This is a genomic window from Pseudarthrobacter sp. BIM B-2242, assembly GCF_014764445.1.
GTDB lineage: Bacteria > Actinomycetota > Actinomycetes > Actinomycetales > Micrococcaceae > Arthrobacter > Arthrobacter luteus_A.
Genome location: NZ_CP061721.1, coordinates 2,024,455 through 2,041,159, shown reverse-complemented (window position 1 = coordinate 2,041,159; position 16,705 = coordinate 2,024,455). Strand labels below are relative to the sequence as shown.

General features: G+C 66.1%; 20 protein-coding genes. 9 read left to right on the top strand and 11 right to left on the bottom strand.

The window, feature by feature from the left end; genetic code table 11:
• Positions 1 to 53 precede the first annotated feature (53 nt).
• The 5 genes from IDT60_RS09310 to IDT60_RS09290 all read right to left on the bottom strand — a co-directional run bounded on the left by IDT60_RS09310 (position 54) and on the right by IDT60_RS09290 (position 4,052).
• Complete coding sequence (locus IDT60_RS09310; RefSeq protein WP_191081684.1) at positions 54 to 1,148, bottom strand: biotin/lipoate A/B protein ligase family protein; 1,095 nt, start codon at positions 1,146 to 1,148, stop codon at positions 54 to 56.
• Between the two features lie 106 nt (positions 1,149 to 1,254).
• A complete protein-coding gene (locus IDT60_RS09305) occupies positions 1,255 to 1,512 on the bottom strand; it encodes a type B 50S ribosomal protein L31 (RefSeq protein WP_028267311.1) in 258 nt (85 codons plus the stop codon).
• Between the two features lie 121 nt (positions 1,513 to 1,633).
• Positions 1,634 to 2,458, bottom strand: coding sequence for an RNA methyltransferase (locus IDT60_RS09300; protein WP_191081683.1), 825 nt, complete (start codon positions 2,456 to 2,458; stop codon positions 1,634 to 1,636).
• Positions 2,459 to 2,465: 7 nt separating this feature from the next.
• Complete coding sequence (locus IDT60_RS09295; RefSeq protein ID WP_164199815.1) at positions 2,466 to 3,251, bottom strand: sulfite exporter TauE/SafE family protein; 786 nt, start codon at positions 3,249 to 3,251, stop codon at positions 2,466 to 2,468.
• A 15-nt stretch (positions 3,252 to 3,266) separates the two neighbouring features.
• The gene (locus IDT60_RS09290) at positions 3,267 to 4,052 is read right to left on the bottom strand and encodes an ABC transporter ATP-binding protein (protein WP_191081682.1); all 786 of its coding nucleotides are present in this window, start codon (positions 4,050 to 4,052) and stop codon (positions 3,267 to 3,269) included.
• A gap of 131 nt (positions 4,053 to 4,183) precedes the next feature.
• On the opposite strand from IDT60_RS09290, the gene serB reads away from it, so the two are divergent.
• Positions 4,184 to 5,077: a phosphoserine phosphatase SerB gene (gene serB / locus IDT60_RS09285; RefSeq protein WP_191081681.1), complete on the top strand. Its 894-nt coding sequence runs from the start codon at positions 4,184 to 4,186 to the stop codon at positions 5,075 to 5,077.
• A 74-nt stretch (positions 5,078 to 5,151) separates the two neighbouring features.
• Here serB and IDT60_RS09280 read toward each other — a convergent pair whose 3' ends face one another.
• Positions 5,152 to 5,904: an SDR family oxidoreductase gene (locus tag IDT60_RS09280; RefSeq protein ID WP_164199821.1), complete on the bottom strand. Its 753-nt coding sequence runs from the start codon at positions 5,902 to 5,904 to the stop codon at positions 5,152 to 5,154.
• A gap of 159 nt (positions 5,905 to 6,063) precedes the next feature.
• Between IDT60_RS09280 and IDT60_RS09275 the strand changes: the two genes are divergently transcribed.
• The gene (locus tag IDT60_RS09275; protein WP_191081680.1) at positions 6,064 to 6,435 is read left to right on the top strand and encodes a DUF5655 domain-containing protein; all 372 of its coding nucleotides are present in this window, start codon (positions 6,064 to 6,066) and stop codon (positions 6,433 to 6,435) included.
• 35 nt (positions 6,436 to 6,470) lie between these two features.
• Here IDT60_RS09275 and IDT60_RS09270 read toward each other — a convergent pair whose 3' ends face one another.
• The gene (locus IDT60_RS09270; protein ID WP_191081679.1) at positions 6,471 to 7,196 is read right to left on the bottom strand and encodes a beta-ketoacyl-ACP reductase; all 726 of its coding nucleotides are present in this window, start codon (positions 7,194 to 7,196) and stop codon (positions 6,471 to 6,473) included.
• Positions 7,197 to 7,339: 143 nt separating this feature from the next.
• Here IDT60_RS09270 and IDT60_RS09265 point away from each other — a divergent pair, with 143 nt between their 5' ends.
• Genes IDT60_RS09265 through IDT60_RS09255 form a run of 3 tightly spaced genes read left to right on the top strand, consistent with a single transcriptional unit; the run spans position 7,340 to position 8,940 of the window.
• Complete coding sequence (locus IDT60_RS09265; RefSeq protein WP_191081678.1) at positions 7,340 to 7,774, top strand: DUF3099 domain-containing protein; 435 nt, start codon at positions 7,340 to 7,342, stop codon at positions 7,772 to 7,774.
• Positions 7,771 to 8,046 (top strand): hypothetical protein, encoded by a 276-nt coding sequence (locus IDT60_RS09260; protein WP_191081677.1) that lies wholly within the window; start codon positions 7,771 to 7,773, stop codon positions 8,044 to 8,046. Before IDT60_RS09265 ends, IDT60_RS09260 begins: the two co-directional genes overlap by 4 nt.
• Positions 8,047 to 8,940: an SURF1 family protein gene (locus tag IDT60_RS09255; protein WP_191081676.1), complete on the top strand. Its 894-nt coding sequence runs from the start codon at positions 8,047 to 8,049 to the stop codon at positions 8,938 to 8,940.
• Positions 8,941 to 9,026: 86 nt separating this feature from the next.
• Here IDT60_RS09255 and IDT60_RS09250 read toward each other — a convergent pair whose 3' ends face one another.
• Positions 9,027 to 9,326 (bottom strand): helix-turn-helix domain-containing protein, encoded by a 300-nt coding sequence (locus tag IDT60_RS09250; RefSeq protein WP_191081675.1) that lies wholly within the window; start codon positions 9,324 to 9,326, stop codon positions 9,027 to 9,029.
• A gap of 67 nt (positions 9,327 to 9,393) precedes the next feature.
• Between IDT60_RS09250 and map the strand changes: the two genes are divergently transcribed.
• Positions 9,394 to 10,173, top strand: a complete 780-nt coding sequence (gene map, locus IDT60_RS09245; protein WP_191081674.1) for a type I methionyl aminopeptidase — start codon at positions 9,394 to 9,396, stop codon at positions 10,171 to 10,173.
• Here map and IDT60_RS09240 read toward each other — a convergent pair.
• Positions 10,170 to 11,768 carry an ABC-F family ATP-binding cassette domain-containing protein gene (locus tag IDT60_RS09240; protein WP_164199838.1) on the bottom strand — a complete coding sequence of 533 codons (1,599 nt, stop codon included), beginning with the start codon at positions 11,766 to 11,768 and terminating at the stop codon, positions 10,170 to 10,172. The two genes, map and IDT60_RS09240, sit on opposite strands and share 4 nt — an antisense overlap.
• Before the next feature lie 271 nt (positions 11,769 to 12,039).
• Here IDT60_RS09240 and IDT60_RS09235 point away from each other — a divergent pair, with 271 nt between their 5' ends.
• From IDT60_RS09235 to IDT60_RS09225, 3 genes are read left to right on the top strand one after another with little or no spacing between them, the layout of a single operon-like run.
• Positions 12,040 to 12,669, top strand: coding sequence for a biotin transporter BioY (locus IDT60_RS09235; RefSeq protein ID WP_164199840.1), 630 nt, complete (start codon positions 12,040 to 12,042; stop codon positions 12,667 to 12,669).
• 7 nt (positions 12,670 to 12,676) lie between these two features.
• Entirely contained in the window at positions 12,677 to 13,393 is a 717-nt protein-coding gene (locus IDT60_RS09230; protein ID WP_191081673.1) for an energy-coupling factor ABC transporter ATP-binding protein, read from the top strand.
• On the top strand, positions 13,390 to 14,013 hold the full coding sequence (locus tag IDT60_RS09225; RefSeq protein WP_164199844.1) for an energy-coupling factor transporter transmembrane protein EcfT: 624 nt from the start codon (positions 13,390 to 13,392) through the stop codon (positions 14,011 to 14,013). Before IDT60_RS09230 ends, IDT60_RS09225 begins: the two co-directional genes overlap by 4 nt.
• Positions 14,014 to 14,085: 72 nt before the next feature.
• Here the strand turns inward: IDT60_RS09225 and IDT60_RS09220 are convergent, their stop codons facing one another.
• Positions 14,086 to 15,267, bottom strand: coding sequence for a thiolase family protein (locus IDT60_RS09220; protein WP_191081672.1), 1,182 nt, complete (start codon positions 15,265 to 15,267; stop codon positions 14,086 to 14,088).
• Complete coding sequence (locus tag IDT60_RS09215; RefSeq protein ID WP_191081671.1) at positions 15,257 to 16,660, bottom strand: class I adenylate-forming enzyme family protein; 1,404 nt, start codon at positions 16,658 to 16,660, stop codon at positions 15,257 to 15,259. Before IDT60_RS09215 ends, IDT60_RS09220 begins: the two co-directional genes overlap by 11 nt.
• Between the last annotated feature and the right edge of the window lie 45 nt (positions 16,661 to 16,705).

Below are 16,705 nucleotides of genomic sequence, written 5' to 3'. Positions count from 1 at the left end.
GCGCAGGGACGCCCCCTGCGCAGCCAGCCCCCGCATCAGCGCCATCGACGGGTTCAGGGGACGCGGTGCAGCCATTCGTGGGTGCCGAACTTGGCGGCGACCCGCTCGCGGGCGGTAGCCATTTCGGCCGCTGTGAGTTCTGACGGGCTGGCAGCGTAGCGGTCGGTGAAGACGTCCATCATGGCCGCGATGATCTCGGTGCGCGCCAGGCCGGTCTGGCGGCGGAGCGGGTCCACGCGCTTCTTGGCGCTGCGGGTGCCTTTGTCCGACAGCTTCTCCTTGCCGATACGCAGAACCTCCACCATCTTGTCGGCGTCGATGTCGTAACTCATGGTGACGTGGTGCAGCATGCCGCCGTTGGCCAGGCGCTTTTGCGCGGCGCCGCCGATCTTGCCCTGGTCCGTGGCGATGTCGTTCAGGGGCACGTAGAAGGCGCTGATGCCGAGCTTCTCCAGCGCGGCCATCACCCAGGCGTCGAGGAACGCGTACGAGTCCGCGAAGCTGATTCCATCCACGAGGGTCTGGGGCAGGTAGAGGGAGTACGTAATGCAGTTGCCGGCCTCCATAAACATCGCTCCCCCGCCGCTGATCCGTCGGACCACGCTGATGCCGTGCCGGGCCACGCCGTCAGGGTGCAGTTCGTTCCGGACCGACTGGAAGCTGCCGATGACAACGGACGGTTCTTCCCAGTCCCAAAAGCGCAGGGTGGGGTTACGCCGGCCCGCGCCCACCTCTTCAGTGAGGACTTCGTCCAGGGCAACGTTGACTTGGGTGGGCAGCACCGTAGGCGCGATGATGTTCCAGTGGTGGTCCGACCAGGACGTGGCATGCGCCAGGGCACGGCGGACGGTGACCGCAACGGCGTCCGCCGTAAAGCCGAACAGGACTGCGTCCGGCGGCAGCGAGGCGGTGACCGCGTCCGACAGTTCCGCCGCCGTCGTGCTTTCCGGCAGACCGGTGAGGGCCCTGTTGATCTCCGGAAGCGCTTCGTCCGGTTCGAGGAAGAAGTCACCGCTCACGGACACATCCGCCAGGCGTCCGTCCACGACGTCGAGGTCCGCCACCACCAATTTGCCGCCGGGAACCTTGTACTCGCCGTGGAATCGGCTGGAGCGGTCTTCTTCTGCGGGTGGTGGTGTGTTCGTCATGCCTTCCATCCTGCCGCACACCGCGGGCGTTTACTCAACTGCCGTTAACGCGAAAAGCCCGCACCGTTGCCGGTGCGGGCTTTCCAAAGAACCTTGGGGTGAAGAATTACTTCTTGCCGCCGAAGCCCTTGAAGCGAGCGTTGAAGCGCTCGACGCGGCCTGCAGAGTCCATGATGCGCTGCTTGCCCGTGTAGAACGGGTGGGACTCGGAGGAGATTTCGACGTCGATGACCGGGTAGGTGTTTCCGTCTTCCCACTCGATGGTCTTCTTGGAAGACACGGTGGACTTGGTCAGGAACTTGACGCCGGAAGCCAGGTCGTTGAAAACAACAGCTTCGTACTTCGGGTGGATATCAGACTTCATAATGGGACCTTTGTTCGCACAACTGGATTTTGCCAGCTGCCAGGTATGAATGGGATGGCCGGCGTCCGTTTCACTGCTCGAGGCAAAAAACGCGGGACAGCCAGCTGTTAATGATAGCGGATCAGGGTGAACCCTGCGAACCGCGGGGCCGGAGTTCCCAGAACGCCACTGCGGAGGCCGCGGCCACGTTGAGGGAGTCCACCCCGGAGCGCATGGGGATCCTGACGGCGAGGTCGACGGCAGCGAGTGTCTCCGCGCTCATTCCGGCGCCTTCGGTGCCGAGCACCAGTGCCAGCCGGTCCGGATTGCGGGCGGCCAGGTGGTCAACGTCGACGGCGTCGTCCGTCAGTTCCAGCGCCGCCACGGTGAAGCCGTTCTGCTTGAGGACGCTGAGGTCCTGCGGCCATGATTCCAGCCGCGCCCAGGGCACCTGGAAGACGGTGCCCATGCTGACGCGGACACTGCGGCGGTAGAGGGGATCACCGCAGCGCGGCGAAATCAGGACCGCGTCGATGTCCAGGGCGGCCGCGGAGCGGAAGATGGCGCCGACGTTGGTGTGGTCCACAATGTCTTCTAGGACCGCAACCCGGCGGGCGCCGGCCAGCAGCTCGTGGAGGGGCACCGGTGCCGGCCGCTGCATCGCTGCCATGGCGCCGCGGTGAAGATGGAAGCCGGTGATTTCCTCGAGCAGTGCGGCACTGCCGATGAAGGCCGGCACGTCAGGATAGGCGCCCAGGACATCCTGCAGGTCAGCCAGCCATTTTTCCGCCAGGAAGAACGACCTCGGACGGTGGCCTGCAGCCAGGGCGCGGCGCAGGACCCGGGAGGATTCGGCGATGTACATCCCTTCAACCGGCTCGCGGAGCTTGCGCAGGTGGACGTCGGTCAGCTGCGTGTAATCGGACACGCGGGGGTCCGCCGCGGATTCAAGGTAGTGGATTGTCACCGGCTGATTATTTCAGCAGATTGGCGATCATAAAGCCCAGCGCCACCAGGCCGAGCGCGAAGATCACGCCGCGGAGGACCGGCGGGGACAGCCGGCGGCCCACCTTCGATCCGATGACGCCGCCGATCAGGGAACTGACCGCGATGATGGCCACCACGGCCCAGTTGATGCGGCCGAAGGCGAACAGCAGGTAGGACGCCGCCGCCACGATGTTTACGCCCAGCACCAGGATGTTCTTCATGGCGTTGGCGTTCTGGATGGTCCCGGTCATAAAGACGCCCAGGATCCCCACCAGCAGGATGCCCTGAGCTGCCACGAAATACCCGCCGTAGACGCCCGCCAGGTACACGAGGACGATCAGGAGAACGCCGTGGCTTTTGTCCTTGAGGGCGTGCTCCGGGTTTTCCTCCCGGGCCCGCACCCACCGCTGGAGTCGGGGCTGGAAAACCACCATCAGCAGTGCAAGAACAATCAGGACGGGCGCAGCGTAATGGAACACCTTTTCCGGGAGGTGCAGCAGAAGCCAGGCGCCGCTGATGCCCCCGAGGAGTGAAGCGGGCAGAAGCCTGAGCAGCTGCGGGCCCCGGCCCTTGAGCTCCTTCCGGTAACCCCAGGCGCCCGCGGCGTTGCCGGCCACCAGACCCATGGCGTTACTGATGGAGGCGGTGACCGGGGCAACACCAAGGGCAATCAGGACAGGAAAGGTGACCAGGGTGCCCGAGCCGACGACGGCGTTGATGGTGCCGGCCCACAGGCCGGCAAAAAACACAAGGATGCTGCTGAGAAGCTCCAACAGGGCGGGACCGCGTTAGCGGCGTGCAGTGGCCGTGTAACGGCCGGCGTTCTCGGTCACATCCAGGGGAAGGCCGAAAGTGCTGCTCAGGTGCGCGTCAGTGAGGACGTCCTTGATGGGGCCGGCGGCCACCACGCCGCCGTCGCGCAGTAGCATGGCATGCGTGAATCCGGGTGGAACTTCCTCAAGGTGATGTGTCACCAGAACCATGGCCGGGGACCCGTCATCGCTGGCGAGTTCGCCAAGCTTGTGCACGAGTTCCTCGCGACCGCCCAGGTCCAGTCCGGCAGCCGGCTCGTCAAGCAGGAGCAGCTCGGGATCGGTCATGAGGGCGCGCGCGATCTGGACCCGCTTCCGCTCACCCTCGGAGAGTGTGGCGAAGGTCCGGTTCAGCAGCGGGCCCATGCCCCAGTCATTCAGCAGCCGGAAGGCACGCCGTTCGTCCGGCCGCTCGTAGCCCTCGCGCCAGCGTCCGGTCACTCCGTAGGCTGCGGTGACCACAACATTCAAGACGTTTTCTGACTCGGGAATCTGGCTGGCCAGGGCCGCGGACGACAGGCCGATCCGGGGACGAAGTTCGAAAACGTCCACCCGGCCCATGGTTTCATCAAGAATTCCCGCCGTGCCGCTGCTGGGGTGAAGCCGCGCCGCGGCGACTTGCAGGAGAGTGGTCTTGCCCGCGCCATTAGGTCCCAGGATGACCCAGCGTTCGCCTTCATTGACCTGCCAGTCCACCTTGTCCAACAGGGTCTTTTTGCCTCGGACAACGCTGACGGCAGCCAATTCAAGAACATCGCTCATAGGAGTAGACACTAGGACAAAATGCGGGCCGACTGATAACTGATGCAGCACGGAGTCCCCGGCGGCATCCGCGGACAGCACGCCGGTCAGCGAATTCGGGCGTCCGTGCTGCGCTGGCTAAGATTGCTGCCATGACTCCGAACGTGACTGCGGTCAGCTATGGCCGAAAACTGACCGACTCCGAACTCGAAGCCCTGCGCTCGCTCCTGGCCGGGAACGGTGCCGCCGTCGAGTCGGAAGTGCGGGTCGGGGACAACAGGTTTGAAGTCCACACCGCCGAACTGGCAGTGGCCGACGCCACGGGTGCCGGCATCGCCGCCCTCCGCAGCGCCGTGGCCGGGGCTGCCCGGGAAGGGCTGGACACGGCCATCGTTCCCGCCGGCCTGCGCGAGGCTCCGCGGAAGTTCCTGATCATGGACGTGGACTCAACACTGATCCAGCAGGAAGTCATTGAACTCCTGGCCGCCTATGCAGGCAAGCGCGAGGAAGTTGCGGCGGTCACCGAAGCCGCCATGCGCGGGGAACTGGACTTCGCACAAAGTCTCCACGCCCGGGTGGCGGTGCTCGCGGGACTGCCCGCCGCCGTCGTCGAGTCCGTCCGGGAGGAAGTGAAACTGAGCGAGGGGGCCGCCGAGCTGGTGGCCGCGTTCAAGGCGGCAGGCCATGTGGTAGCCGTGGTCTCGGGCGGTTTTAACCAGATCCTGCGTCCCATCGCCGAGGACCTCGGCCTGGATTACTGGATCGCCAACGAGCTTGAAATTGTCGACGGCGCCCTGACCGGCAAGGTGCTCGGTGCTGTGATCGACCGGGCTGCCAAGGAGAAGTACCTGCGCGAATGGGCCGCCGCCGAAGGCGTCCCGATGGAACACACCATCGCGGTGGGCGACGGCGCTAACGACCTCGACATGCTCGGAGCCGCCGGGATCGGGGTCGCATTCAACGCCAAGCCGGCGGTGCGCGCCGTGGCGGACTCCGTCATCAACATGCCCTACCTTGATGTTGTCCGGCACATCGCCGGGGTCTGATTCTTAAACAACGAAACGGCAGTCCGCGGCGGTGCTGGGGAAGCACTGCCGCGGACTGCCGTCCCAATGTGGTGTTAGTTGCCGCCCTTGCCGAAGTAGTCGGCGCCGCCGGCGTATTCGGTGTGGCCGGACTCGACGTCGGCGGTGGCCATGCTTGCCACCACCTCCGCGAACTCCTCCACGGAGTAGAGCTTGCCGGCCTCGGCGCGGCGCGCCTCGATGGCACCCGGGCTGGAGCGGTCCAGCAACGTGGCGGTGACAGTCCCCTCAATCATGTCGCCCGAAACGACCACCAGTGAGATGCCCTTTTCTGCCAGGTTCGGCACGAGCTCACGCAGTGCGTCCTCGCCGGCCCGCTTGCTGCGGGCCACCGGCTCGTATGACGGCATGGTGGGAACGGTGTTGATGAAGTGTGCCTGGTGGCTGGTTACGAAAACCACCCGGGAGCCCTCCTTCATCAGGGGCACGGCAGCGTTGAGCATGTTGACCTGGGCGTCGCGGTTGAGCTTCAGCGCGTAGTCCTCCTCCATGCCCGATTCCATCCCGCCGGATGCGTTGAGGACCAGCACGTCCAGTGAACCGAAGTTCTCCATGGCCGCACTGACCAGGGCCTGGACCCCTTCCAAGGTGGTCAGGTCAGCACCCACCGCTACGGCGCGGCCGCCGGCGGCTTCGATGCCCGCCACGACTTTGTTGGCGCGCGGCGCCTTCTGGCGGTAGTTCACCACAACGGCGGCGCCCTCGCCGGCCAGGATCTTTGCTACTTCGGCGCCGATCCCGCGGGAGGATCCGGTCACGATGGCTGTCTTGTTGTCCAGCAGTCCCACAAGGGCTCCTTTGTTCGATACGTCTAAATTCCTTGGGTCTGCAGTCCATCATGCCAGCGCACGCTGCAGGTTCGCTTGTGCGACCCCCACAAAGATGCGGTGCCCGCCTAGTTTGGCTGAGGCCTGTCGGGCTCAAGGGCCGGGGCCTAAGCTCGCACCATGACAGCAGGCACGCCGTCCACACCCCAGGACCTCTTCCACAACTCCCCCGAGGGACTGGACCTGTGCCTGGCAGTGCAGGACTTCATCACCGCGCTTGTGGAGGCCACTCACCGCACCACCATCAGCCAGATGGCCTTTCGGCATCGCCGCGCTTTCGCCTGGGTCTGGAATCCCCGGCAGCACCTTAAGACAGCCGTACCGGCAGTTCTTTCGATTGCGCTCCCCCGGCGGGTGGACTCAGCCAGGTTCAAGGAAGTGGCGCATGTGTCCCCTGGAGAATGGATGCACCACCTCGAACTGCACAAAGCGAGCCAACTGGATGACGAGGTTGCGGGCTGGCTCAGGGAGGCGTTCGCGGCAGCTGCGTGACTCTTTGCCCCTAAGGTGCCTGGTCCGCAAAGGCGCTAGTGGCCCATGCCCAGCCCGCCGTCTACCGGGATGACGGCGCCGGAGATGTAGGCGGCCTCGTCGCTGGCAATCCAGCGGACTACGTTCGCTACCTCGGAAGCCTCGGCAAAACGGCCGGCCGGGATGCCGGCGAGGTAGTCCTTCTGCGTAGCTTCCGGAAGTTCGGCCGTCATATCGGTATTGATGAAGCCGGGCGCAACAACGTTGGCCGTGATGCCGCGGGACCCCAGCTCCCTGGTGAGAGAGCGGGCCACACCCACCAGCCCGGCCTTGGACGCGGAGTAGTTGATCTGGCCCGGGGCACCGTACAGACCGGAGACAGAGGAGATCAGGATCACGCGGCCCTTCCGCAGGCGGATCATGCCCCTTGACGCGCGCTTGATGACGCGGAATGCGCCGGTGAGGTTAGTGTCGATGACAGAGGTGAAGTCGTCCTCGCTCATGCGCAGCAGGAGGGTGTCCTTGGTAATTCCGGCGTTCGCCACCAGGACCTCCACCGGACCGTGGGCTGCCTCAACCTCGGTAAAGGCCGCATCCACGGATGATTCGTCTGTGACGTCGGCCTTCACGCCAAGGATCCCGGCCGGCAGCTGCGACTCGCTCCGGTACGTCACGGCCACCTTGTCACCGTTGGCCAGGAAGGCCTCGGCGATGGCAAGGCCAATGCCACGGTTTCCTCCGGTGATCAGGACGCTTCGGGCGGTGGTGGCTGCTTCAGACATAAGACGCTCCGGGATTCTGCGGCAGGAGGCACCGCGGTAGAGAGTGGCGGGATTTTTACTGCCTCCGATCTTAGCCTCCGTTTGGGTGCTTCTGCCGATGGTGGGAGAATAGAGGCAAGCCTTTGGAGTGTGATCAATCAGCCGTGACCCGTATAAACAATGCTGGACATTCCGTGCCCGGAGACCCTCAGCGGTTCTCCGGCGATACCGGAGTCCACAGCATCACGGACGCCGCCACAGCACACTCCGAGGACATGCACCGGCGCATGGTGAAGTACGGGCTGGCCATGGGTATCCGGATGGTCTGCCTCATCCTCATTTTTGTGGTGGACGGATGGTTCAAGCTGCTTATGGTGGCCGGTGCGGTCTTCCTCCCCTGGATTGCAGTGGTCATTGCCAATGGCAGCGACAAAGCAGAAGTCCACAGCGATTCGCTGCTCGACTATGCACCACTGGCGGAGCTGGAAAGCCCCGATTGGGTGCCCGCGCAGGACGAAGAGCAGTCAACGGTGCTCCAAGGCGAACTTATTGATGACGACGACGGACCAACGCACGGACAGGAACGGCGCGCTTCATGAACATCTTCGATCTGGCCGCAGGGACCGCCGGTCCCCCGCCGGCCACCGCTGCCATGTGCTCCCGGAAGGCCTGCCGCTCTGAAGCGTCGTGGCAACTGCTGTGGAACAACCCCAAGATCCACACGCCTGAGCGCCGCAAAATATGGCTGGCTTGCGGGGAACACCGCGGCTGGCTGGAGGACTACCTTCAGACCCGCGGGTTGTGGAAGGAAACGGTTGTCCTGCCGTCGGACAACGAACCCGGCCCGGCCCCGGATGGGCAGGACGGCTGAATGTACCGCTTCCTCTTTTCCAGCAAATGGGTGGGCTACCTCCTGCTGGCCGCCATTTTTGCCGCCGCGTGTGTGTTCCTTGGCCGCTGGCAGATGGACCGCCGCGCCGAAACACTGGCAGAGATCAACCGCGTCCTCACCAACTACTCGGCCACTCCCATCCCGTTCGACCAGGCGAAAGAAGAATTCGCCGGGCTGGACCCTGGCAGGGAATGGACCCAGGTAGAGCTCAAGGGCACGTACGACGTCGACGGCCAGCGGATCGTCCGAAACCGGCCGCTGAACGGACAGCCAGGGTACGAAGTGGTTGTCCCGTTCAAGCTCGACTCCGGCGAGACCGTCGTGATTGACCGCGGCTGGCTCCCCATCGGCAACAAAAACCCGGGCAGCCCCGACGCCATCCCGGCGCCCCCGTCCGGGCCCGTCACGGCGGTGGTCAGGCTTAAGCACGGCGAGCCTCGGCTGGACCGCGGTGCCCCCGAAGGCCAGCTGGCCTCCATCGACCTGCCCACCTACGCGGACCAGTTGCCCTACCCCGTGATGACGGGCGCCTACGGCCAGCTGGCATCAGAATCTCCCGCCCCCGCGGAGGCGCCGTTCCCCTTCCCGAAACCGGCAACGGAGGAGGGCACACACCTCTCCTACTCGTTGCAGTGGTTCGCGTTTGGGGTACTTATGTTTGTGGGATTTGGCTACGCCGCCCGGCAGCAGGCCCGCAATGCCGCCATCGACGCCGAAGACGAGGACGAAAGCGGCGAGGGGCCGCGTGATTCGGGCAGCCCCGTCCACTCCGCAGCCGCGGCAGCCCGCCGTCGTGCGCCGGTTGCCCGTAAACGCAAGCGGGCCACCTCTGAAGAAGAGGAAGATGCCCTTTTGGACGCGCAGGGGTACTGACGCGTGGAGCGGGTCGCCGCGGCCGCCCGGACGGCGTGGTGCAGCCCAGGAACTCTCGGTGCGCTGACGTTCCGGGCAGCCCCGACTTACGAGGCCAAACGCCGGGAGTTCTGACCCGAAGTGGTCGGTTCAGCGCCACGTTCGGGGTGGTTGATCTCGGCCCACACCCTGTCGAGTGAGAGCCCGAGGACTTCTGCGATGGCGGCGATCGTCGGAAATGCCGGGGTAGCTATACGCCCCGTCTCGATTTTCCGGAGGGTCTCCGGCGAGACGCGGGCGTCGAGTGCGATTTCGAGCATCGAGCGTTCTCCACGGGCATGACGCAACAGTGACCCCAGGCGCTGTCCGAGTTGTATTTCTGCGTCTGTAAGCGGCAATCTGACCATGAATCCAAGTATAACCGGGATAATATGGCCGGTATAGTTATTGGATGATGAGTGAGGAAGGCCCGGCATGATTGAGATCCTGAACCCCGGCGAAGTGGCCCGTGCAAAAGAGACCGGCCTCCTGGTGGCTGATATTTTGCAGACCCTGAAGCGCCGCGCCACGGTGGGCACGAACCTGCTGGATATTGACCGGTGGGCCAAGGACATGATCCTCGAAGCCGGAGCGGTGTCCTGTTACGTCGACTACGCGCCGTCCTTCGGCCGTGGCCCTTTCGGTCACTACATCTGCACGGGTGTCAACGATGCCGTGCTCCACGGCCTGCCGCGCGACTACTCACTTGCCGACGGCGACCTGCTGACACTCGACCTGGCCGTCACCAAGCGGGGAATCGCTGCGGACGCTGCCATCAGCTTTATCGTCGGAGAGTCACAGCCTGCAGAAAGCGCAGCGATGATCAGCGCGACCGAACGCGCCCTGACGGCAGGGATAGCTGCCGCCCGTCCCGGGGCCCGCATCGGTGACATCTCCCATGCCATCGGCTCGGTCCTCACCGAAGCGGGGTACCCGGTCAACACCCAGTTCGGCGGCCACGGCATCGGATCGACGATGCATCAGGACCCGCATGTGCCGAACACCGGACGGCCAGGCCGTGGCTACAAACTCCGCCCCGGGCTGCTGCTCGCGCTGGAGCCGTGGGTCATGGCGGACACCGCCGAACTCGTCACCGACGCCGACGGGTGGACGCTCCGGAGTGCGACGGGCTGCCGGACAGCCCACACCGAGCACACCATTGCCATCACTGATGACGGAGCCGAAATCCTCACCCTGCCCGGCGTTGAGGCCTAAGCCAGCGTAATAAGGTCCAGGTAGTCTTCGTTCCAGTGGTCCTCGACCCCGTCAGGAAGCAGCACAACGCGCTCAGGGTTGAGTGCTTCGACTGCACCTTCGTCGTGGCTGACCAGGACGACGGCGCCGCTGTAGTTACGCAGCGCGCCGAGGATTTCGGCGCGGCTGGCCGGGTCCAGGTTGTTGGTGGGCTCGTCGAGGAGCAGCACGTTGGCGCTGGACGCGACGATGGTGGCCAGGGCCAGGCGGGTCTTCTCACCACCGGAGAGGACGCCGGCCGGCTTCTCGACGTCGTCGCCGGAGAACAGGAACGAACCGAGGATGCCGCGGACTTCGGCGTCCTTCATGTCCGGGGCGGAGGAACGCATGTTCTCCAGCACGGTCCGGTTGACGTCCAGGGTGTCGTGCTCCTGGGCATAGTAGCCCACCTTCAGGCCGTGGCCGGCGACAACTTCACCGGTGTCCGGCTTGTCCACCCCGGCCAGCATCCGAAGGAGCGTGGTCTTGCCGGCGCCGTTGAGGCCCAGGATAACCACCTTGGAGCCGCGGTCGATGGCAAGGTCAACGTCCGTGAAGATCTCGAGCGAACCGTAGGACTTGCTGAGGCCCTCCGCGGTGAGCGGTGTCTTCCCGCAGGGTGACGGGTCAGGGAAGCGCAGGGCGGCCACGCGGTCGTTCTCGCGGACTGCCTCCAGACCGCTGAGAAGTCGCTCGGCCCGCTTGGCCATGTTCTGGGCAGCAACAGCCTTGGTGGCCTTGGCGCGCATCTTGTTGGCCTGGTCGAAAAGGACCTGGGCCTTCTTCTCGGCGTTGGCCCGTTCACGCTTGCGGGCACGCTCGTCCGTTTCACGCTGGGTGAGGTAGCGCTTCCAGTCCATGTTGTAGAAGTCGATCTGCGCGCGGTTGGCGTCGAGCAGGAAGACCTTGTTCACAGTGGCTTCCAGCAGTTCGGTGTCGTGGCTGATCACGATCAGTCCGCCCTGGTGGTTCTTGAGGAATTCGCGCAGCCACGCGATGGAGTCCGCATCAAGGTGGTTGGTGGGCTCATCGAGGAGCATGGTCTCGGCGTCCGAGTACAGGATCCGGGCGAGTTCAACGCGGCGGCGCTGGCCGCCGGACAGTGTCTTCAGCGGCTGGTTCAGGATGCGGTCCGGCAGGGCCAGGTTGGAGCAGATCGCGGCTGCTTCAGCCTCGGCAGCGTAGCCGCCGGCAGCCAGGAACTCGGATTCGAGCCGGTCATAGCGGTTCATGGCTTTGCGCTGGACGTCGGCATCCTCGCTGGCCATTTCGTCGTGCGCCTTGCGGAGCTTGCCGACGGCGATGTCCAGGCCGCGTGCCGCCAGGATGCGGTCGCGGGCGAGCTGCTCCATGTCCGGGGTGCGGGGATCCTGCGGGAGGTAGCCGATCTCACCGGTACGGGTCACCTTGCCGCCCGCCGGCAGGCCTTCGCCGGCGAGGACACGCGTCAGTGTGGTCTTGCCTGCGCCGTTACGGCCCACCAGGCCGATCTTGTCGCCCTTGTCGATGCGGAAGCTCACCTGGTCCATAAGGAGCCGGGCGCCGGCGCGCAGTTCAAGATCCTGGACAGTAATCACAGCAGGTAAGGCCTTTCACAACAGGGAAACGCCGCAGCTCAACGGATGGTGTCTGGAGCAGCCGGGCAGAATGGCCGGACAGAGCGGCCTTTACAAGTCTACCGGCACCAGCTTCACGCCATAACCGCGGCGTCCGGGACCCCCTTTGTGCCGAGCCTTCAGACTGCCGGTCCGCGCTTAGTAGGTCCCCTACAAAAACGTCCCTGACGGCGGCCGGTAACGTCAGGATGACCCCATGCTTCGCTTGTACAACCACCGACAGGATCACCCCATGAGCCAGACTGACACCGCCGTCAACGGCCCCGCCGCCTCCCCCGGCCGCACCCGCTGGAACGCCACCGACCTGGGCCTGATCGCCGTGTTCGCCGCACTCGTTGCCGGCGCCGCCCTTGTCCCGGGCATTTCGGCCAACGTGTTCGGCGTGCCCATCACCTTCCAGACCCTCGCGGTGATGCTGACCGGGCTGATGCTGGGCCCCGCCCGCGGCTTCGCCGCCGTCGGACTTTACACCCTGCTGGGCCTCGCCGGACTGCCGATCTTCAGCCAGGGCCGCAGCGGCCTCGGCATCCTGGCCGGCCCCTCTGCCGGCTACATCATCGCCTTCCCCCTGGCTGCGGCACTGGTGGGCTGGCTCGCCACGATCGTCATCCGCCGCACCTCCCGTGCACGCGCCCTGTGGTTCTTCCTCGCCGCAACCGTGACCAGTATCTCCCTGGTCCACACCCTCGGCGTCGTGGGGATGGCAGTTAACTCCAAAGCGACCCTTGGCGAGGCATTCCTGGCCGACCTGGTCTTCTACCCGGGCGACGTCATCAAGAATATTCTCGCCGCGGTCATCGCCGTTGCCCTGCACCGCGCCTTCCCCGACCTGCTGGTCCGCCGGGTCAAGCGGATCAAGTAGGCCGCGCGTGGTAACCATTTCCTTCCGGGACGCGTCTGTGGCCATCGCGGTCGACAACCGGCCGGAGCCCAAGACTCTGCTGGCCGATGTCAGCCTGGACCTGACCGAACGGCGCATCGGCGTGATCGGGGCCAACGGCTCCGGCAAGTCAACGCTGCTGCGGCTGCTCAACGGCCTCGTCCAGCCGACGTCCGGCACTGTGACGGTGGACGGCGCCGATACCGTCCGGGCGGTACGGTCCGTCCGCCGGCAGGTAGGGTTCGTCTTTACCGATCCGTTGTCGCAGCTGGTCATGCCGACGGGCCGCGAGGATGTTGAACTGTCGCTCCGGCGTTCTGTCCGCAACGGGAAGGAACGCCGGCGCCTCGCCGAGGCCGCCCTGGACAGGTTCGGGCTGCTGGGCCTGGCAGACCAGAGCATCTACGAACTCTCCGGCGGCGAACGCCAGCTGATGGCACTGGCCGCCGTGCTGGCCGTGGACCCGTCCGTCCTGGTGCTTGATGAGCCTTCCACGCTGCTGGACCTGCGGAACCGGGAACTGCTTCGCCGCACCCTGTCCGGCCTTGAGCAGCAGATCATCATGTCCACGCACGACCTCGAACTTGCCCTCGAAATGGACCGTGTGCTGGTGGTGGAGGCCGGGCGCATCGTGTTCGACGGCGCCCCGGCCGCCGCCATCGACATGTACCGTGCGCTGTGCACCACCGGGCTGGCGGCGCCGTGAGAGGGCACGGTTTCCTGCTCGCCAACTACGTACCCGGTACTTCGGTTGTCCACCGGGCGCCGCTGGCCCTGAAGTTCCTGCTGGTGGTGGGTTGCGGCCTGGCGTCGTTCCTGGTGGTGGACTGGCTGGTTTCCGCCGTGGTCCTCGCCGTGATGTGCGGGCTCTTCCTGCTGACGGGGGCCGGTCCGGGCCGCCTCCTCGGCGCGGTTAAGCCGCTGCTGCTTGTCCTCCTGGTCATCGGCCTGTTCCAGTGGTGGCAGCTCGGCGGACCCACCGCGGCCCGGATTGTCCTGAACATCCTGGTGTGTGTGGTGGCGGCGTCCCTCCTGACGGCCACCACGCCCATGCAGCGGCTGCTGGACGGTGTGGTGTCGCTGGCTACGCCGTTCCGCCGGTTCGGTGCCGATCCTGAACGCTTTGCCCTGACAATCGGCGTGATGCTCCGCAGCATCCCCTACATCGCCGGGGCCTTCGCGGACGTCCGGGATTCCGCCCGGGCACGGGGTCTGGAGCGCAATCCGCGGGCGCTCGTGCTGCCCGTCTTCATCACCACGGTGGCGTACGCGCGCCAAACCGGCGAGGCGTTGGCGGCCCGGGGACTTGGTGAGGCGGAGGACTGACCGATCCGCCGTCGTCGAACGGCGACGTCTCGCCGCTAAGACGGCCCTTTAGCGCCGAGAGGTCGCCGCTCGTTACGTGACGGCTTCGTAGCGCAGCAGCGCGGCCGTCCCCATGCCGCCGGCGATGCTGATCATGGCCAGCGCCAGCGCACCGTCATTTCCGGCGCGCCGCGTCTGCGCCAGCAGCCGGGTCACCAGGACCGCCCCCGAGGCTCCGTAGGCGTGGCCCAGCGCCAGGGCACCGCCGTCGAGGTTCACCCGTTCCGGGTCGATGTCCAGCCGGTCCAGGCACGCCAGCGTCTGTGATGCGAAGGCTTCGTTGAATTCCACCAGGTCCACCCGGTCCGCGGTGATGCCCCGGGAAGCCAGCATCCTCCCGGCAGCAACGGCCGCGCCGATGCCGAGCAGTTCCGGGTCGACGCCCGCCGTCTCCGTAGCCAGCACCAGCAGCCCGTCGGCGGCACCAAGTTCACGGGCCCGCTGCAGGGAAGTGATCACGACGGCGGAGGCTGCGTCCGCGTCGAAGCACGAGTTTCCGGCGGTGACCGTCCCGCCGGCCACAAACGCAGCGGGGAACCGCTTGAGGACCGCTGCGTTCAGTCCCCGCCGCGGTCCGTCGTCTGTGCTGACGGTTCCGGCGGGGGTCTCAAGACGCGTGATTTCGCCACTGAAGTGGCCCGCCGCCTCTGCAGCCAGGGCCCGCTGATGGCTGCGGAGGGCCAGGGCGTCCTGCCGCTCCCGGCTGACCTTACAACGGGCTCCGACGTTCTCTGCCGCCACGCCCATGTCCGGGTCGCCGTAGCTGAGCGGCACAAACTGGGCCCGCGCGAAAAAGTCCGGTTCGCCGTCGTCATTCCGGTACGCGCGCAGCGGCGCGGTGCTGATGCTTTCCACTCCCCCGGCGAGGTACACAGGGTTTCCGCCGGCAGCGACCAGCCTGGCGGCGAGGACGATCGCGTCCAGGCCCGAGCCGCACTGCCGGTCCACTGTCAGTCCCGGAACGTCGACGGGAAGTCCGGCTTCCAGCAGGGCCAGCCGGGCCACGTTGCCGCCGCCGCCCACGGCATTGCCGATGACGACGTCGGACACTGCGTCCGGGGACAGGTGGCTGTCGGTCAGGAGCTGCTGCAGGACGGGGGCGAGCAGCTGGTGCGCCCGCAGCTCTTTGAGAGACCCGTTGGCCCGGCAGACCGGGGTGCGCCGGGCGGCGATGATCACCGGCTGCCGGTCGGCGGGCAGCACCTCACCGGTCAAGTTGCCGCACCCGCAGATCGTGGGATCCGATCCACTCCAGCAGGATATTACGGCTGACCTTGCCGCGGTCGCTGGTGGGCAGCTCCGTCAGGGAGAAGTACTGCACGGGACGCTTGTCGCGCGCCAGGATGTTTTCGAGGCCGGCCTTCAGCTGGGTTGCGCTGATGCCGCCGTGGGCCGGAACCACTCCTGCCACCACCCGCTGCCCGCGGATATCGTCGGGCATGCCGGCGGCGACGGCGGCAGCAACGCCGGGAACCGAAGCCAGCGCCAGTTCCACCTCGTGGGGGTACACGTTTTTCCCAGAGGTGAGGATCATGTCCGCGCGCCGGCCCAGGATGTGCAGTTCGCCATCGGCCAGGTAACCCTGGTCGCCCACGGTGTACCAGCCGTCGAAGGAACGCAGGGCCTCGCCGTCATCGCCCCAGAGGTAGCCGTTGCTGACCATGCCGCTGCGGACGCAGATATTGCCGATGTCACCGTCCGGCAGCCCGGTGCCGTCGTCGTCGAGAATCCGGACGTCCACCCCTGGAAACGCACGGCCGATTCCCGTGCCCCCGGCGTCGAGTTCCCCGGCGGGCAGCCCCGCACCGGACACAAAGCTCAGTTCGGACGCGCCGTAGTACTCGAAGATGGTGGCATGGGGCGCCCAGCGGCGTGCGGCTTCCAGGGTGCGGGCGTCGAGCTTTGAGCCGGCGCAGATGATGGTCCGCACGCCCGTGGCATCCACGCCGCCGGTGAGGCCCCGCTCACTGAGCAGCCGCAGCATGGTGGGGACCAGCACCAGGCGGGTGACGCCGTCGTGCGTGATGGCTGCGTGCACATCGCCGACGTCGAAACTTTCCAGGGTCTGGAACTCCGAGCCCGCATACAGGCACTCGGCCAGGGCATAAAGGTTCAGGCTGGCGGCGAGGGGGCCGGGTGCCAGCGTGACGTCGTCCTGACGGAGGCCAAAGAACTCGATGTACGCGTCAAAGGATTTACGCCAGGACTGCCTCGAGCGGGTAAACGCCTTGGGCACGGACGTGGTGCCGGACGTCAGCCCGACGAGGAAGGTCGATTCCGGCGAACCGTCAGCCAAAGCATCGTGTGAGGACACAGCGCCTGGCTGCGCCGCACTGTCCAGCCGTGCCCTGATTTCCTGGCGCAGGGCTTCGGGCCACGACGGGTCGAGGACCGCGCACTGCCGCTCCCCCGCCACAGCAGCGGCAAACCGGACAGCAAAGTCCACGGAGTTGGCTTCAGCCAGGACCGTGACCGCCGGCGCAGCCGGAACGGCCGCCGTGGCAGCCTCGCGAAACTCCGCCCAGCGCACACGCCGGCCCGCAACCACGACGGCGGTGTCATGGGGGCGTTCGTCGGCCCAGCGCTGGATTTTGTCAAGAAAAGGCATCGTCCCAACTTTACCGGCCAGACACCGGTTCAGCGGTGGAGGCAA

Excerpts from the sequence above, each read along its gene's own strand:
- map (WP_191081674.1), top strand. The coding sequence starts at position 9,394 with ATGATTGAGATCCTGAACCCCGGCGAAGTGGCCCGTGCAAAAGAGACC.
- IDT60_RS09290 (WP_191081682.1), bottom strand. The coding sequence starts at position 4,052 with ATGAGCGATGTTCTTGAATTGGCTGCCGTCAGCGTTGTCCGAGGCAAA.
- serB (WP_191081681.1), top strand. The coding sequence starts at position 4,184 with ATGACTCCGAACGTGACTGCGGTCAGCTATGGCCGAAAACTGACCGAC.
- IDT60_RS09235 (WP_164199840.1), top strand. The coding sequence starts at position 12,040 with ATGAGCCAGACTGACACCGCCGTCAACGGCCCCGCCGCCTCCCCCGGC.
- IDT60_RS09310 (WP_191081684.1), bottom strand. The coding sequence starts at position 1,148 with ATGACGAACACACCACCACCCGCAGAAGAAGACCGCTCCAGCCGATTC.
- IDT60_RS09275 (WP_191081680.1), top strand. The coding sequence starts at position 6,064 with ATGACAGCAGGCACGCCGTCCACACCCCAGGACCTCTTCCACAACTCC.
- IDT60_RS09260 (WP_191081677.1), top strand. The coding sequence starts at position 7,771 with ATGAACATCTTCGATCTGGCCGCAGGGACCGCCGGTCCCCCGCCGGCC.
- IDT60_RS09270 (WP_191081679.1), bottom strand. The coding sequence starts at position 7,196 with ATGTCTGAAGCAGCCACCACCGCCCGAAGCGTCCTGATCACCGGAGGA.
- IDT60_RS09255 (WP_191081676.1), top strand. The coding sequence starts at position 8,047 with ATGTACCGCTTCCTCTTTTCCAGCAAATGGGTGGGCTACCTCCTGCTG.
- IDT60_RS09215 (WP_191081671.1), bottom strand. The coding sequence starts at position 16,660 with ATGCCTTTTCTTGACAAAATCCAGCGCTGGGCCGACGAACGCCCCCAT.
- IDT60_RS09305 (WP_028267311.1), bottom strand. The coding sequence starts at position 1,512 with ATGAAGTCTGATATCCACCCGAAGTACGAAGCTGTTGTTTTCAACGAC.
- IDT60_RS09250 (WP_191081675.1), bottom strand. The coding sequence starts at position 9,326 with ATGGTCAGATTGCCGCTTACAGACGCAGAAATACAACTCGGACAGCGC.